This is a genomic window from Clostridium sp. CMCC3677 (assembly GCF_023845585.1).
Lineage (GTDB): Bacteria > Bacillota > Clostridia > Clostridiales > Clostridiaceae > Clostridium > Clostridium aquiflavi.
The window spans coordinates 241,978-259,366 of record NZ_JAMQHS010000005.1; the positions used below are offsets into that span (position 1 = coordinate 241,978).

General features: G+C 26.4%; 12 protein-coding genes. All 12 read left to right on the forward strand.

Annotation, left to right across the window (positions count from 1 at the left end; all coding sequences use genetic code 11):
- Positions 1–201: 201 nt before the first annotated feature.
- The 12 genes from recQ (at position 202) to NG901_RS08135 (ending at position 17,382) form a co-directional block, all read left to right on the forward strand.
- Positions 202–2,640 (forward strand): DNA helicase RecQ, encoded by a 2,439-nt coding sequence (gene recQ / locus NG901_RS08080; protein WP_252213477.1) that lies wholly within the window; start codon positions 202–204, stop codon positions 2,638–2,640.
- 187 nt (positions 2,641–2,827) lie between these two features.
- Positions 2,828–3,337: a tetratricopeptide repeat protein gene (locus NG901_RS08085; protein ID WP_252213479.1), complete on the forward strand. Its 510-nt coding sequence runs from the start codon at positions 2,828–2,830 to the stop codon at positions 3,335–3,337.
- Between the two features lie 206 nt (positions 3,338–3,543).
- The gene (locus NG901_RS08090; protein ID WP_252213481.1) at positions 3,544–6,693 is read left to right on the forward strand and encodes a DEAD/DEAH box helicase; all 3,150 of its coding nucleotides are present in this window, start codon (positions 3,544–3,546) and stop codon (positions 6,691–6,693) included.
- 199 nt (positions 6,694–6,892) lie between these two features.
- Positions 6,893–7,942, forward strand: a complete 1,050-nt coding sequence (locus NG901_RS08095; RefSeq protein WP_252213483.1) for a hypothetical protein — start codon at positions 6,893–6,895, stop codon at positions 7,940–7,942.
- A gap of 227 nt (positions 7,943–8,169) precedes the next feature.
- A complete protein-coding gene (locus NG901_RS08100; protein ID WP_252213485.1) occupies positions 8,170–9,222 on the forward strand; it encodes a hypothetical protein in 1,053 nt (350 codons plus the stop codon).
- Between the two features lie 32 nt (positions 9,223–9,254).
- A complete protein-coding gene (locus NG901_RS08105; protein WP_252213487.1) occupies positions 9,255–9,821 on the forward strand; it encodes a ribonuclease in 567 nt (188 codons plus the stop codon).
- A gap of 473 nt (positions 9,822–10,294) precedes the next feature.
- Positions 10,295–10,957, forward strand: coding sequence for an RNA polymerase sigma factor SigI (sigI, locus tag NG901_RS08110; protein WP_252213489.1), 663 nt, complete (start codon positions 10,295–10,297; stop codon positions 10,955–10,957).
- A gap of 9 nt (positions 10,958–10,966) precedes the next feature.
- Positions 10,967–12,085 (forward strand): anti-sigma factor domain-containing protein, encoded by a 1,119-nt coding sequence (locus NG901_RS08115; protein WP_252213491.1) that lies wholly within the window; start codon positions 10,967–10,969, stop codon positions 12,083–12,085.
- Positions 12,086–12,683: 598 nt separating this feature from the next.
- Positions 12,684–13,937: an FAD-dependent oxidoreductase gene (locus NG901_RS08120; protein WP_252213538.1), complete on the forward strand. Its 1,254-nt coding sequence runs from the start codon at positions 12,684–12,686 to the stop codon at positions 13,935–13,937.
- Positions 13,937–15,175, forward strand: coding sequence for an NAD-dependent dihydropyrimidine dehydrogenase subunit PreA (preA, locus tag NG901_RS08125; RefSeq protein WP_252213493.1), 1,239 nt, complete (start codon positions 13,937–13,939; stop codon positions 15,173–15,175). The genes NG901_RS08120 and preA overlap by 1 nt, the downstream gene beginning before the upstream one ends.
- A gap of 150 nt (positions 15,176–15,325) precedes the next feature.
- Positions 15,326–15,787: a DUF1097 domain-containing protein gene (locus NG901_RS08130; protein WP_252213495.1), complete on the forward strand. Its 462-nt coding sequence runs from the start codon at positions 15,326–15,328 to the stop codon at positions 15,785–15,787.
- 272 nt (positions 15,788–16,059) lie between these two features.
- Complete coding sequence (locus NG901_RS08135) at positions 16,060–17,382, forward strand: APC family permease (protein WP_252213497.1); 1,323 nt, start codon at positions 16,060–16,062, stop codon at positions 17,380–17,382.
- Positions 17,383–17,389: the final 7 nt, after the last annotated feature.

Consider the following 17,389-nt stretch of genomic DNA (forward strand, 5'->3'; position numbering starts at 1 on the left):
TTTTACTAAAATTTATATGTTAATAGATTTTATAATGTGGGAATAGATATTAATATATAATATAAAAGGCTATAATTAATATTGGTAAGTTAAAATTAATTATATGTCGCACTATTATTCCTGCACTGTGTTTTAAATATATCAATAATCTAATAAAACATGGCAAAATAAGAAAGTAGTATTTTAAGGAGATTTATTTAAATGAAAAGCAAAGAATTAGAATTTTTAGAAAAGTATTATGGATATAAGTCTTTTAGAAAAGGGCAAGAAAATATAATTTCAAATATTATAGATGGAAATGATGTATTAGCCATAATGCCAACAGGTGGTGGTAAATCAATTTGTTATCAAATTCCAGCACTTATATTTGAAGGACTTACAATAGTTATTTCACCTCTTATTTCTTTAATGAAGGATCAGGTAGATGCATTAAAAGATATGGGGATAGATGGTGAGTTTATTAATAGCTCAATAAGCAGTAGTGAAGAAAATCAAGTTATAGAAAATATTAAAAGTGGTCAATGTAAAATATTATATATAGCGCCAGAAAGATTAGAATCACTTAATTTTTTAAATGTTATTTCAGAATGTAGTATATCTCAAATTGCTATAGATGAAGCGCATTGTATTTCTCAATGGGGACATGATTTTAGAACAAGCTATACAAAAGTGTCTGGTTTTATTAAGTTACTTAAAAAAAGACCTATAATTACAGCATTTACAGCGACAGCATCAGAAGAGGTAAGAGAAGATATTATAAGACTTCTTAACTTAAATAAACCTAAAATTTTTATTACAGGATTTGATAGAGAAAATTTACTTATAAATGTAATAAAATCTGGAGATAAAAAATTATACTTGCATAATTATATAAATAATAATAAGGAATCTTCAGGAGTAATTTATGCAGCAACTAGAAAAGAAGTTGATAAAATACATGAAGAACTAAATCATAATGGATTCTCAGTTACTAAATATCATGCAGGATTATCAGAAAATGATAGAAAGCAAAATCAAGAAGATTTTATATATGACAGAAGTAATATTATGGTAGCAACTAATGCTTTTGGAATGGGAATAGATAAGCCAAATATAAGATTTGTAGTACATTATAATATGCCTAAAAATATAGAAGGTTATTATCAGGAAATAGGTAGAGCAGGAAGAGATGGAGAAAAAAGTGAGTGTATCTTATTATTCTCACCTCAAGATGTTCAAATACAAAAGTATTTAATAGAGCAATCTATTGAAAATATTGATAGAAAAAATAATCAATATAAAAAACTTAATGAAATGACTGATTTTGTATACAGCAATGAATGTTACAGGAAATATATACTAGACTATTTTGGAGAAATTTATGATCATAATTGTAACAACTGTAGTAATTGTTTAAATGAAGGAGAATTAGTAGACAAAACTATAGATGCGCAAAAGGTTCTTTCATGTATATATAGAATGAAAAATAAATTTGGTTCTGGTATGTTAGTTGATGTTCTTAGAGGCTCTAAGAATAAAAAAGTTATACAATTTAACTTTAATGAATTATCAACTTATGGAATAATGAAAGATTATTCAAATGATGAACTTAAAAATTTTATTAATACTTTAATATCACATAGATATATATCTGTCGTTAATGGAACGTATCCTGTTTTAGGATTGAATCAAAGATCAATGAATGTATTAAAGTCAGAAGAAAAAGTTGTATTTAAAGAATTTAAAATTGAAAAGAAGGCTAGAGAGGATAATGAATTATATTCAATACTTAAGGAAATAAGAAAAGAAATTTCTGTAGAAAATGGGGTACCTCCATACGTTATATTTGGAGATGCTACATTAAAAGAAATGACAGTAAAATATCCAGTTAATAAGGAACAAATGTTAAATATATCAGGTGTTGGAGAAATAAAGTATAAAAAATATGGTGAAATATTTGAAAATGAAATAAAGAAATTTGTAAAAGAAAATAATATTGAAATATCAAATGAAATAAAGGAAAAAGAAGAAGTTAAAATGGAAAGTGTTCATTTAGACATTAATACAAATGAAGAGTTATTTAATAAGCTAGATGAAATTAGATGTGAAGAAGCTAAAAAGGAAAATACACTTCCTAAAATGATAATTTCTAAAAATTCACTTAAAGAGATAAGTGGAAGATATCCTATTAATATTGATGAGTTAAAAGATATAAGCGGAATTGGTCCAAAGAAAATTTCTTTATATGGAGAAAAGCTAGTTTCAATAGTTAGTGAATATGTTTTAGAGAATAATATAGAAATAAAATGGGTGGACAGGAAAAGAAGAAAAGTAATTATTGATGGGGAAAATAGAGAAGACAATGAAATTGCAATTGACATGTTAAAAGAAGGAAGAAAATTAAATGAAATATGTGATGAAATAGAGGTTTCAATATCAACTATTTTAGGATATGCAACAGATTATATTAAAGAATTTGGAGAAAGTAAGTTTAATTTGGAGTTAGAAGAATTTTATAATGAAGAAGAAGAAAATTTAATTAGTGATGTATGTGAAAAAATTGGATATGAAAAAATAAGCGCAATAAAAAAACAGCTTCCACCATATATAAAATATGAAACTATACGTGCAGTGATATTAAAAAAATACTTTTTAATATAAGACTCTGTATTAAATGTATAAAAACGCTACTAAAATATAGCCTAATATAAAAAAACATATATTAATAACTTTTTTAAATTAATTAAGAACTAACTCATAAATAAAAATAAGGGATGTAATAATATTAAATATGAAAAATATATTTAATATTAAGGAATAAAGAAATTTTTAGAGGAGTGTTATTAATTTGGATCCATATAAAGTATTAGGTTTGAATGAAGGTGCAAGTAAAGATGATATTAAAGAAAAATACCAACAGATAGTAGAAAGTTACAATGAAAATGAGCAAAATGAAAATAATCAATCTATATTAAAAGACGTGAACATAGCTTATGATGTACTTATTAATGGAAATTTGTACAAGGAAGTTAGGTCTTTAATAGAAAAAAATAATTTTCTAGAAGCAGAGGCTAAGCTTAATGTTGCAGATGATAAAACTTCAGCAGAATGGAATTATTTGCAAGGCTTTATAGCTGTACAAAAAGGATGGTTTGATACAGCTTTAGTATATTTAAAAACAGCAACAGAAATAGAACCTAACAATATAGAATATTTAGATAGCTTAAATAAACTTCAAGCTAAAGTAATGGAATTTGCATCTAATTATGCAAGAAAAAATGCTAATAATAACAATATGAACAATAATAACAATATGAACGCCTGTGGAGGCGGTGGAGGAAATGGAGGAATGTGTTAATCTAAAGCACAGTTTAAATAAAAAATATATTGCTATTAAATAAGAATTATGTTATTCTAAATGGGCAGTTGGTACGTAAAGTGCTAATTATGGAGCTTAGAGTGTCCTTCGCCGGTCTCTAAGCTCCTTTTAATATTTATAATTTGCTTAAGTAAACCAATATTGGATTATTTAGGCTTATTTAGGATTTTTGAGGTGGTGATAATTTGAAGTTATTAGATTTGGAATCACAGTTATTAAAAAGTATATCTAAAATAAGTTTAACAAGGGGAAAAGATATTATAACTGATAAGAAATTGGTTAGACTTAATGGAAAAAAGATTGAAAGTTTATATAACATATATGGAAAAATAAAAGATGATAAACTTAAAGAATATAATCCACATTTAAGATTAGATTTGAAAAATGGAAAAGTTACTTTAGCTAAATGTGAATGTCATAAAGAAAAATATGATGAAGATTTAGATGGGATAGTAATTTGCGAGCATTTAGTAGCTATAATATTAACATTTTTTGATCAAGTTAAAAAACAAAGTAATAAAAATAAAATAGAGAATGTTAAAAAAGAAAATGTTAAATATATATTAGATGAAAAAAATAATAAAGAACTTTTAGCGATAGATGTAGTAGTAAATGAAGTAAAGGATAAAAATGAAGATTATTTTGAAGCAAGTTTTTTAATAGGAAGTAAAACAAAGTATTTAGTTAATATGAAGGAATTTATTTCTAGCTATATAAAAAAAGAAAATTTTTATATAGCAAAAGGACTTATATATAGCCATAAGAAATATTACTTTAATGAAGATGATGAAGAATTAATAGAATTTCTAGAAGAATATTTAAGTATTTGTAGATTAGAACTCAATACTGGGAATATAAAAATATTTCCTCAAAATATAAGAAGATTTTTAAACCTTATAAATAAAAAGAAAATAAAGTTTAAATATAATTATCAAAACTATTTGTGTGATATAAAAACTACTAATTTGCCAATTAGTTTCACTTTTAAAAAGTTAAAAGAAGATTATATATTGAAAACAAAAAAAGTTTTTCCTATACCATTAAATAAAAAAATGAATGCTTTTTTATATGATAGAAATATATACATATCTCCTATAAAGCACTTGCAGAGTTATATTAAATTTTATGAAGATTTAAAGGAATACGGAGAGATTATTTTATCTAAAGATACTTATATAGAAGATATAAATAAAATAATAGAAGTCTTAAATGAGATTTCTCATGATATAAATATTGAACAAGATATTATCGATGATTTGGATAAATTAATAAGTTTCAAATTTAATTTAATAAATAGGAATAATGATAGAATTATTAAAGTTAAAATAATTAGAGAAAATTTAGAATTAGATTATAACCATGATAATATAAATTCTAACTTTATAATTAAAAGATCTAGAAAAGTTAGAAGTATTGAAAGTGAAATGAATAAATTTAGATTTTTTTATAGTTCTGGTGATTTTATATTTCAAGGAAATGATGATGAATATTATGAGTTTTTAAAAAATGGAATAAACAAAATTAAAAAAATTGGAGAAGTAAGTGATTTAAAAGATGAAAAATTATTTACTTTATTTAATGGATCATTTATTAATTATGATTTAAACAAAAACAAAGAAGGTATCGATTTTTCTTTTTCATTAAGTGATTTTAGTAATAATGATTTAAATGCAATATATTTAGCATGGAAAGAGAAGAAAAGTTATATTAAGTTAAATGATGAGAGTTTTGTTAATTTAGAAGATGGAGACATAATAAACTTTTTACGAATTATAGAAAATTTAAATATAGATATAATGAGTGAAAACAATTCTTATATAGTTGATAATAATAAATTATATTATTTAAATGAAAAATTAAATAGTAAAAAATATAATGTTAACGGAGTAGAGATATTTAAAGAAGCTTTAAATAAGCTAGAGAATTTGGATGATGAGAAAATATTTATTCCAAGTAATCTTAATGCTACTTTAAGAGGATATCAAGTTAAAGGATATAGATGGCTTAAAAATTTAAGTAAACTAGGTTTTGGAGGAATACTTGCTGATGAAATGGGACTTGGTAAAACTATTCAAATAATTTCATTTTTACTTTCAGAACCAAATAGGAAAGCATTTGTTATAACTCCAACATCATTAATATATAATTGGGATGAAGAGTTTAAAAAGTTTGCCCCTAGTTTAAAAGTAGGAATTATACATGGAGATTTAAAAGCTAGAAACAAAGTATTAGATGATATTGAAAAATATGATTTGATAATTACAACTTATGGAACTTTAAGAAATGATTATTTAAAATATGAAAGTATGAAATTTGATTATTTAATAATAGATGAAGCACAAAATATAAATAATCCTAAGGCAAAAGTAACAGAAGTAGTTAAGGGAATAAAGGCCAAGATTAGATTTGCATTAACAGGAACACCAGTTGAAAATAATTTGCTTGATTTATGGTCTTTGTTTGATTTTATAATGCCAGGATATCTTTTTAGTAAAGATGAATTTTCGAAGAAATTTATAAATAATGATGAAAAATCAAAACAAGAATTAAGAATAATGATAAATCCATATATATTAAGAAGATTGAAAAAAGATGTTATAAAAGAATTGCCTAATAAGATAGAAGATAGATTTTTTGTAGAGATGACAAAGAATCAAAAGAAAATATATAAAACTTATATTAAAGATATACAGGATAAGTTAAAACAAATTGATAGCAAAAATAATAGAATGGCTATATTTGCTTATTTAACAAGACTTAGACAGCTTTGTTTAGATCCATCTATAATTGTTGAGGATTATGATGGCGGAAGTGGAAAAATTAATGTAGCAAAAGAATTGATAAAAAAATCCATAAAGAATAAGCACAAAATACTTCTTTTTTCTCAATTTACATCTGTACTACATAAAGTTTGTGATGAACTTAAAGGTGAACAAATTTCTTATTTATATTTAGATGGAAGTACGCCTTCAAAAGAAAGAATTAGACTTGCACATGAATTTAATAATAATGAAGATATAAAAATATTTTTAATTTCTTTAAAAGCTGGAGGAACTGGATTAAATTTAACTTCAGCGGATATGGTAATACATTTTGACCCATGGTGGAATCCAGCAATAGAAGATCAAGCCACAGATAGAGCTCATAGAATTGGACAAAAAAACGTAGTTCGAGTAATTAAATTAATAACAAAAGAAAGCATAGAAGAAAAGATACTATTGCTTCAAGATGATAAAAAAGCCTTAATAGAAGATGTAATAACTGGAGAGCTAAAAGAGGAAGGATTATTTAATAAATTAAATAAGTATGAGTTACTGGATCTATTTAAAACATAGCGAAAATATAAATTATCAAATTATGAAATATAAGTAAATAATTAAAGAATATCTAAAGTAAAAAGATTATATCAATTACTTTAGATATTTTTTTATGAACAAGATTCAATAAAAGAGTAACAAATCTACCTATTTCGACATAAATTAAAGTAGCAAATAAATAATGCTAAAAAGTTATGTATTAAAGGAGAATATAAGTATGGCAAAAGTAAATTATCTTAATCAAGCTAGTTTTTATGATACCAGTTCAAATTGTTTTAAAATAAATGAAGTCCCTATAATTATAAAAAGTGAAACAAAAGTATTTTCATATAAATATGTATATTCAGAAGCAGATTGTAATTGTCGAGAAAACTGCTATCCAGGAAAAGGTGACGATATTGGATTTACATTAGTATTTGGAAACTATGGAGAAGAGACTTATTCTCCACTTAATCCAACAGATTCAACAGTAATAGATATTTTAGATCTTTCAAATATCTACAATGCATCTTTAAAAGTAATGAGCATTTGTGCAGATTGTCATTTTAAAATTTTTGATATTACAGGTTTAACACCAGGAACAGGTGGAGGAACAGAAGTTATTCCAGGAGTAACTGAATTTGTAGGTGGAAATGTTTATACTCTTGAAATAAGAGAATGTGATGAAAATGACGAAAATTGTACTGCAGCATTCTGCTTACCTTGTCATTCAGTATTTTGTGCATCAATTTTATTCCAAGTTGAGTTTGAACCTTGTACTAGATTAGATTTAGAAAATGGTAGCTTCTGTGAAGGAGAAGAACCAAGTTTAGATGGTTGGATTGCAATACCAGCAAGTGGAGGAGGAACTGTACAAGCAGTATCATCTTACACTAGTAGTGCTGGTTTTAATTTAACACCTCAAGATGGTGATTGTGGATTCGCTTTGTTGAAAAGCGGAGATGATGGGGTTAAGAGCATATTAAAGCAAACATTTGACGTTAAGCAAGGCGATAGAATAGATTTTTATGCATTTTTCGATTTACCAGATTTCCCAGGTTGGCCTGATGAAGCTCAAGTAATAGTTATTAAAAACTCTAATGGCGATATAATAGATACTATAGTAACCCAAAAAGCACATTATGTTAGTACAGGTTGGGAACCTTATTATTATGATGTTACAGTATGTGGAAGAATTACTTTAGAAGCAAGTGTTAAAGATGTGAATAAACCTGAACCTCCACATGGACATTTAGCTATAGATGCAGTAACAGTAACACATCCTTAACTTTAAGTATAAATATAAGAAGTAAGCTTATTGATTTAAATATTACGAGGAACTTAATTATGTATTAATTCTGGTAATATTTTTATGTATTATCTAGAGCCCTTATATGAAAATTTTAGGACAATTCATATAAGGGCTTATTAATGTAACAATTTTATTCTTATTAACATATAGTGTAGTAATAAATTTTACGATAATTTCATTAAAAAAAGATAAGGAGAATAATTATGCCTACAGATGGAAAAATAAATTATAGAAATATAGCTAACTTTTATAATAAGGATTTAAATTGCTTTAAGCAAAATGTAAAACCTATAACCATAAAAAAAGAAATTAAAGTGTTTTCATATAAATACGTATATTCTGAAGGAGATTGTGGATGTTCGATAGAACCATGTAATCCAGGTAAAGGTGATGATATTGGATTTTTGTTAGTATTCGGAAATTACGGAGAAGAAACTTATCATCCAATTGACTCACAATCAACTGTGAGAGATACTTTAGATCTTACTCTTATTGAAAAAGCATCTTTAAAAGTGATGGATATTTGTACAAATTGTGATTTTATAATATATAATATTACAGATGATAAAGTAGTTGAAAAGGGAGATAGTTTTGACGGTGGAGTTGAATATATCCTAGAAGTAAGAAAATGTTGTGATGAGTCAGAAGAGTACTATGGAGATTTCTGTTTACCTTGCCATTCAGTATTTTGTGCATCAATTTTATTTCAAGTTGAATTTGAAGATTGTAATGAACCAGGTCCAGAACCAGAACCAGGAGACGATTTTGTCAACGGAGGATTTGAAGTTGAAGGAAAATGTAGTCTTGATGGATGGACTAAAATAGATATACCTGCTGGATTTGTTAAAGCCACAGATGAATTTAAATATAAAAAGGATGGTGAAAATAAAGAATTAAAAGGTAAAGATAGTAAATGTTTTGCTTTATTAAGATCAGGTAAGGTTAATGAAAGCGCTATACTAAAACAAAGTGTTGATGTTGTAGTTGGACAGGTAATAGATTATTATGCATTCTTCCATTTGACAGAAGGACCACAGTCAGATCCAGCTGTAGCTAAAGTAGTTATAAAAAATACAGATGGGGTTGTTAGAGATACTTTTACACATTCGGTACCATATATTAGTGATGACTGGGAACATCATCAATATATAATTACAGTAACTGAAACAATTGTTTTTGAAGCTTCCATTTCAAAACCAACTAGTCCCGTAGCTATGCATGGCTATTTAGCTATAGATGAAGTAAATTTATCATAACTATATATTAATGGATTAAGGGGGCAGCCTTTATGGCACTAATAACTTTTTCAACTTCGGTAAATGATAATAGAAATGAAATGCATTATAAATCAACATCAATAAGAAAAGAAACCGATAAACAAGAAAAAGATATACAGCAAAAGGATAGGCAAGAAAAAGAAATGCAACAGGAATCTTATAAGGATTCATCTTATGACTTTATGAGTAAAGTAAAAGAAAAAGAGTTAGAAATAAAAGAAAGAGAATTAAATGTAAAAGAGGAAAAAATCAATATAAAAGAAAGAGAAATTTATATTAATGAAAAAGAAATTAAACTTAAAGAAAAACAAGAAAATTTGAATCGTTTTTTAATGGAAATTAATAAAAAAGAAAATAATATAAAAGAAAAAGAAATTAATATAAAAGAAAAAGAAATTAAACTTAAAGAAAAAGAAATTAAACTTAAAGAAAAAGAAAATGAGTTAAATCAAAAAGAACAGTATTTTAATAAGATAGAAATGAATCTAAAGAAAATAGAAAATAGAAATAATATTTATAAACAAGGAAAATATAATAGAAGAGAATATTATGGTGATAATTATTATGACAATATTTAGATGATACTAATTTTAAAGATATTTGGGACATTAGAGATATTTATATAAAACTATTAAGCTGTTATTTTGATTATAATATTTATATGTAGAAATTATATAAACAGCATCATTAAACTTTTAATAGAAGTTATAAATAAATTATAATTTTTAATAATATTGCTAGGATTTTAATTAGTCCTAGCAGTATTTTTATATTTAAAAAAATAAATACGTAAATTTAGTGAGAATTTATCATAAATAAAAGATTTTTATTTATAAAGAATTAAATAAAAGATTGAATTTTAATTTAATTAAAATTAGTACATATAAAATATGTTTGTTACTTGTTACTTTATTAAAAAATATATGGTAATATATAAGCATGAAGTAATACAATGTATTATATTTTAGAAAATTTTATTCATTGGAAATAAAAAGTACCGAAAATACTAATATTTTTTGTATATAATAATGAACAGGAAGGGAGCTTAAATATGCTCGAATGTGTTTTAGAAGATTTAAATATTGGACAAGACCTTGATGTAAATCAATTAATAGAACAACATATGCCTTTTATAATTAAAAGCATATCTGATGTTACTGGAAAATATGTGTCTTGTGAAAATGATGAAGAACTAAGTATTGCATTACTTGCATTTTGTGAGGCTATTGAAAGATATGAGAAAAATAAAGGTTATTTCTTACCATTCGCAAAGCTTGTTATATCAAGTAGAATTAAAAATTATTTAAAAAGCCAAAATAAACATTCATGTTCATCTATTGAAGAACTGGTTGAAAAGGGAATAGAAATTCAAGATGAATATTTAGAAGAAGAAGATAATGGATTATTAGTTGATGACATAAATATATTAAAATCAGAAATAATGTTATATGGCTTTACATTTGAAGATTTAGTGGAAGAAGCGCCTAAGCAAAGAGCAACACGAGAAAATGCTATGAATTTAGCAAAGCAAATAAGTGAAGTAGAAGAACTAACAACTTTTATGGAGGTTAAAAAAAGATTACCAATTAAGAAAATTGTACTTAGATTTTCTGTTACTGAAAAAGTAGTGAAACGAAGCAAAAAATTTATAATTTCAGTAGTAATTATATTTAAGAAAAATCTTAAGACACTAAAAAATTGGATCAGAAAGTAGGTGATAATCATGAGTAAGGGAATAATAATGGAAATAAAAAAAGAATATGCAATAGTAATGAATGATACGGGTAGCATAGAGAGCATCAAAGTAAAAGATGGTATGAAATTAGGACAAAAGATATTTTACTTTGAAGAAGATTTAGTTAATATTAATCAAAATAGAAGTGTTAATAAAATTAGCTTATTCAAAACATTTGGAACATTTGCAGCATTATTCTTACTTATATTTACGTTCTTTCAACCATTAGCATTTAACAAAGCATATGCTGTAGTAAGCTTAGATATAAATCCAAGTATTCAAATACAGGTTAATAATAAGAAGAAAATAGTAGCTGTTGAAGGTGTTAATGAGGACGGCAAAAATATTGATTTTTCAAGTATAAATGGTCTAGAAATAGACAAAGGAATAGAAGGTATAAAGGCTATTCTAGTTGAAAAAGAATATTTAGGTGAAACGGGAGAAGTATTAGTTGCTTTTGCATTATTAGATAAGCATGAAGATGAAAATTACGAAAATCAAATACAAGATGCTATTAAAACAACTTTTAAAACTGAAAATGTAACTTATGTAAAAGGTAGTAAAGAAGCGGTGGAAGAAGCAAAAACTAAAGGTATAAGTTTAGGAAGATATGAAGTTTCTCTTTCAGCTGATGAAACTGTAAAATCTAAAATTGAAAATATTCCTGTTAAAGAAATTACTTCTTTAATAAAAGATAAAGAAAATTGTATTTACTGGAAAGCTGATAATGCACAAAATTCAGAAAAACCAGAAATAAATAATAATTTATCAGATGATAAATATAGTGATAAACCAGAAAATACTTTAGAAAATAATACAATACCTAAAAAAGATAAAATTGAAGAAACAATAAAAGAAATTACTCCAGAAGTACAAAAGCCAATAGAAGATAATAAAGAGTCTGAAATAAAGAAGGATCCTGAAGAAGTTCCAGAAACAAAGCCAGAAATAGTATTACCTCCAATAGAGGAAATTAAGCCAGGGGATAATACAACAAACAATGAAGAAACAGAAGATAAAAATAATGAAACTTCAAAAGATAAGAATAATGGTTCCGTAAGCAATATTACAGATACTGGGAAAGAAGAACAAAATCTAAAAAAATGATTAAAAAAGTACTCAAAAATAAAAAGCTAAGTGTATTGTATTATGTATAAACTAATTAAATTTTATATTATTTTGTATAAAATCTAATGAAAAAACAAAATAACTCAAATACTTAGTATAATCTATATGTTTGTTAGATGGCAAAGAACAAACGTATAGATTTTTTTATTCTTTAGGAATTTATAAAAATCCCATTATTTCTCAGGAAATATAATTAAATAATGACTTATATGATATACAAATTATTGATATAAATAGTCATAAATTAAAATAAACTATCTATTAGAATAACATAATTATTGTTTTAATAGATAATTTTGTTTTAGTTGAAACATTTTACATAATATACAAAAATATAAAAAACATAAATATAGTGTATAAAAAAGAAAGAAGTTACAATAGAGTATCTAAAAAATAATTATTTTAACAAATAGTCAATGTAAACATTAACATAACAAGAAAGTGCAAAGTAAAACATTGTATTTATTTATGATATAATTATAACATCATAAGATTAACTTAATAGTATTTCTTAAATATTAAGTTAATATTGTCGATACACAACTTAGGGGGGATCATTTTGTATAAAAATAATAAAATGAAAAAAAACAATGAAGAATTAATCAGTCCAGTATTTGCGATAGAGGAATCTTCAAGATGTTTACTATGTTATGATGCACCGTGCTCACAAGCATGTCCAATAGGAACGAATCCAGCTAAATTTATTCGTTCGCTTCGCTTTAGAAATCTAAAGGGAGCTGTTGAGACAATAAGAGAAAACAACATACTTGGAGGAGTGTGTGCCAGAGTATGTCCTACCAAGAAATATTGTGAAGGAGCTTGTAGTAGAACAAATATAGACAAGCCTATAGAAATTGCAAAGCTTCAAAAGTATTTAACTGATTATGAAAACGTTTTAGGGATGGAAATGCTAAACAAAGTAGAAAGTAATAAAGAAAAAATTGCTATAGTTGGCTCAGGTCCAAGTGGATTAGCAGCAGCAACTAAATTAGCACAATTAGGATACAATGTGACAGTATTTGAAAAAAAAGAAAAATTAGGTGGTTGGTTAACTTATGGAATACCAGAAGAAAGACTACCTCAAGTAGTTGTAGATAATGAAATTAAATATATAGAAAATCTAGGTGTAGAGTTTAGAACTAATGTAAACATTGGAAAAGATGTTACTATAGATTCTTTAAGTAAAGAGGGCTATAAAGCATTTTTAATTGCCTGTGGAATGCAAAGGAGTAAAGAAGTTAAAATAAATGGTTCTGATTTAAATGGTGTAATTAATGGTACAGACTTTTTAGCAGAAGTAAAGTCAACTGGACAATATAAATTAGGAAATAAAGTTATAGTTGTTGGTGGTGGAGACGTTGCAATAGATTGTGCAATGACAGCTAAGAACTTAGGTGCAGGAGATGTTAAAATAGTTTATAGAAGAACTATAGAAAAAATGCCAGCTGAAAGAAAGAGTATTCAAGAAGTAATAGACTTAAATATACCAATATTTACAGGAATTAAGCCTGAAGAAATTATTGGAGAAAATGGTAGTGTTTCAAGATTTAAAGGGGTAGGTATGTTTGATGACTCAAACTTAGATATACCTACAGAAAATGTTATATTTGCAATTGGACAAGAACAAGAAGAAGTAAATTCAATAGCTAATATAGAGCTTAATGATAAAGGAATGATATTAACTAAAGAATATAAAACTAATATTGATAGAGTATTTGCTTGTGGAGATATAGTTGAAGGTGATAAAACAGTTGTTTATGCACTTAAATTAGGAAAAGAAGCAGCAGAAAAAATAGATCAATATTTAAATGAGAAAGAAGGTGCTAGATAATGAGTATTATCAAAGACTTATCAATAGAATTTTGTGGAGTAAAATGTGAAAATCCATTTTTCTTATCATCATCACCAGTAGGAAATTGCTATGAAATGTGTGCTAAAGCATTTGAAGCTGGGTGGGCAGGTGTAATGTTTAAAACTATAGGTTTCTTTATGCCTAATGAAGTTTCTCCACGTTTTGATAGTTTAAGAAAAGAAGCAACTTCATTTGTTGGGTTTAAAAATATGGAACAAATATCAGATCATCCATTACAACAAAATTTAGATGATTTAAGAAGATTAAAAGAAAATTATCCTACTAAAGTTGTAGTAGCTTCAATAATGGGAGAAAATGAAAAAGAGTGGGAAGACTTAGCAAAGCTTGTAACTGAAGCTGGTGCTGACATGATAGAATGTAATTTCTCATGTCCTCAAATGACAAGTCATGAAATGGGTTCAGATGTTGGTCAAAACCCAGAACTTGTTAAAAAATATTGTGAAGCAACTAGAAGAGGTACTCATTTACCAATACTAGCTAAAATGACTCCTAACATAGGAGATATGTCAGTACCAGCTATTGCATCTATGGAAGGCGGAGCAACAGGACTTGCAACAATAAATACTATAAAAAGCATAACTGGTATTGATATAAATTCAATGACTGCAAAACCAGTAGTTAATGCTAAATCATCTGTTTCAGGATATTCAGGAAAAGCTGTAAAACCAATAGCATTAAGATTTATTTATGAACTTGTTAAGAATGAAAAATTACAAGGTGTTCCTATAAGTGGAATTGGTGGAATAGAAACATGGGAAGATGCTTTAGAATTTATATTATTGGGTTCAAGTAATCTTCAAGTTACTACTTCAGTAATGCAATATGGGTATAGAATAGTAGAAGATATGATAAGTGGGTTATCTCATTTTATGGAAGAACATGGATTTGAAAAGCTAGAAGATATGGTTGGAATAGCTGTTAAAAATATTATTCCAGCTGAAGATTTAGATAGAGAATATATAGTTTATCCAGAAGTTGATGAAGAAAAATGTTTAGGCTGTGGTAGATGTTACATTTCTTGTTATGATGGTGCTCATCAAGCTATAAAATGGAATGTAGAGGAAAGAAAGCCGGAAGTAAATAAAGATAGATGTGTTGGATGTCATTTATGTGCACTTGTATGTCCAGTTACAGCTATAGGTAAGGGCGAAATAAAATTCAAAAATAATGGAGAAGAAAGAGAAATAATTCTATAAATTTTTTAATTATTCATTTATAATAATAGCTGTGTTAAAAATCCATAAGATTAAACACAGCTATTTTTATCATAAAATAGTTAAATACATTTTATAATAAACATTTTAATAAAAAATAACCTAAAATTAATATTATAGGAGGAAATAATAATGAGTTCATTATTTTCATTATCATTAACTACAGCAATACTTTGTGGTGCGTGGATGATAGGTGCTGATGCTGCAGGATTAATTGCTTGGGCGGGTTTTGCAGGTTGTACTACTTTTTTTGCAGCAGGTGGTAAAAAAGAGGGATTTAAAAGTGCTATATGTACAAATTTGAGTGGAGTATTTTGGGCAATGCTAAGTATAAAGGTATCAGCTATGTTAGGTTTTCCACAAGCGGGAGTAATCATGACAATAGTGACTACATTTTTCTTATGTATACAATCTAAAATTAAAGTACTTGCATTTATACCAGGAGCTTTTGTTGGATCATTTTCAACATTTGCAGCTAATGGAGATTTGATGAATCTTATACCATCATTACTTATTGGCGCAGTATTAGGATTCTTATGTGAATGGACAGGGGTTCTTTTATATGAGAAATGTGGAAAAAAAGAAGAAGTGTAGTTAAATTATTAAGAAATATAGTATATAAATTTCTAATAAAGAGAAAATTATAAATATATTCTATAAATTATTAATTATTAATCAATTTATAAATTGAAATATTATGAAAATATAAAATTACACTTTGTAAACAGAAATTTTAATAATATCAAATTGTGTAACTGTATATAAACATTAGACAATGCATTGACAAATGATGAGAAGCTGATAAAATTACAATGTTAAAGGTTAAATTTTATATTGTGATTTCAGTCCAACATTAGGAGGAAAAAATGGAGAATAACAACTTGAAGAAAGAAATCAGTCTATTTATGGCTACTATGCTTGTATGTGGAAATATGATTGGTTCAGGAGTATTTATGTTGCCAGCAACCCTTGCACAGGTATCAGGCCCGTTAGCAACAATAATAGCATGGGTTATAACGACTATAGGTTCTATATTAATAGCAATTTCATTTGCAAACTTAGGTTCTAAATATCCAGCTACTGGGGGGGCATATCAATATACTAAAGAAGCATTCGGAGAATTTACAGGTTTTTTAAGTGCATGGTTATATTGGAATGGTTCTTGGATTGGAAATGCTGCAATTATTGTGGCTTTATCTAGTTATAGTGCATCCATTATACCTGCACTTCAAAATCCATTAGCATCAATAATATACACTAGCTCATTATTATGGATTTTTACTATATTAAATATAGTAGGAGTTAAAGAAGCTGGAAAGATTCAAACTTTTGTTACTGTGTTTAAGATTGCATTTTTTGGAGTATTTATAATAGCAGCTTTCTTAAATTTTGATAAAATTAATTTAATGCCACTTATGCCACAAGGAAAGGGATTATCTACAATTCCATTAGCGGCAACATCAACATTATGGGCATTTGTAGGCTTGGAAAGTTCTACAGTTACAGCAGGAGAAATCAGAGATCCAGAAAAAAATGTTAAAAAGAGCACAATATATGGAATGATAATAGCATCTGTTATTTACATATTAATAAGTGTTGGAAGTATGGGAGCTATGTCAAATCTACAGCTTTCAACTAGTACAGCACCACTTACAGACATATTAACTAATATATTTGGACACTCAATTGGGAAAGGACTAACAATCGCAGTTATAATATGCATTTTAGGAACAACAATTGGATGGCTATTATCAACAGCTAGAGTTTCATATGCAGCAGGAATAGATGGAGTGTTTCCTAAATTTTTTGGTAAATTACATCCTAAGTATGGAACTCCAATAAATTCATTGATAGCTGGATCAGTATTGGTAAATATATTACTTGTGATGAATTACCAAAAGAGCATGGTATCTGCTTTTACGTTTATAACTATATTAGCAACATTGTCATTTTTACCTGTTTATTTATTAGCAGTAAGTGCAGAAATGATGCTTATGTTTAGAGAAGAGCAGAAATTTAATTTTAAAATATTTATAAAGAAATCAATAATACCTCTTTTGGCATTTGCATATTCTATATGGACTATTTATGGTTCAGGAGCAGAAACTGTAATGTGGGGATTCATACTGATGCTTATCGGAGTACCATTTTACATTTATAATTATTATAATAATAAACAAACATCTTAGTTTTAGA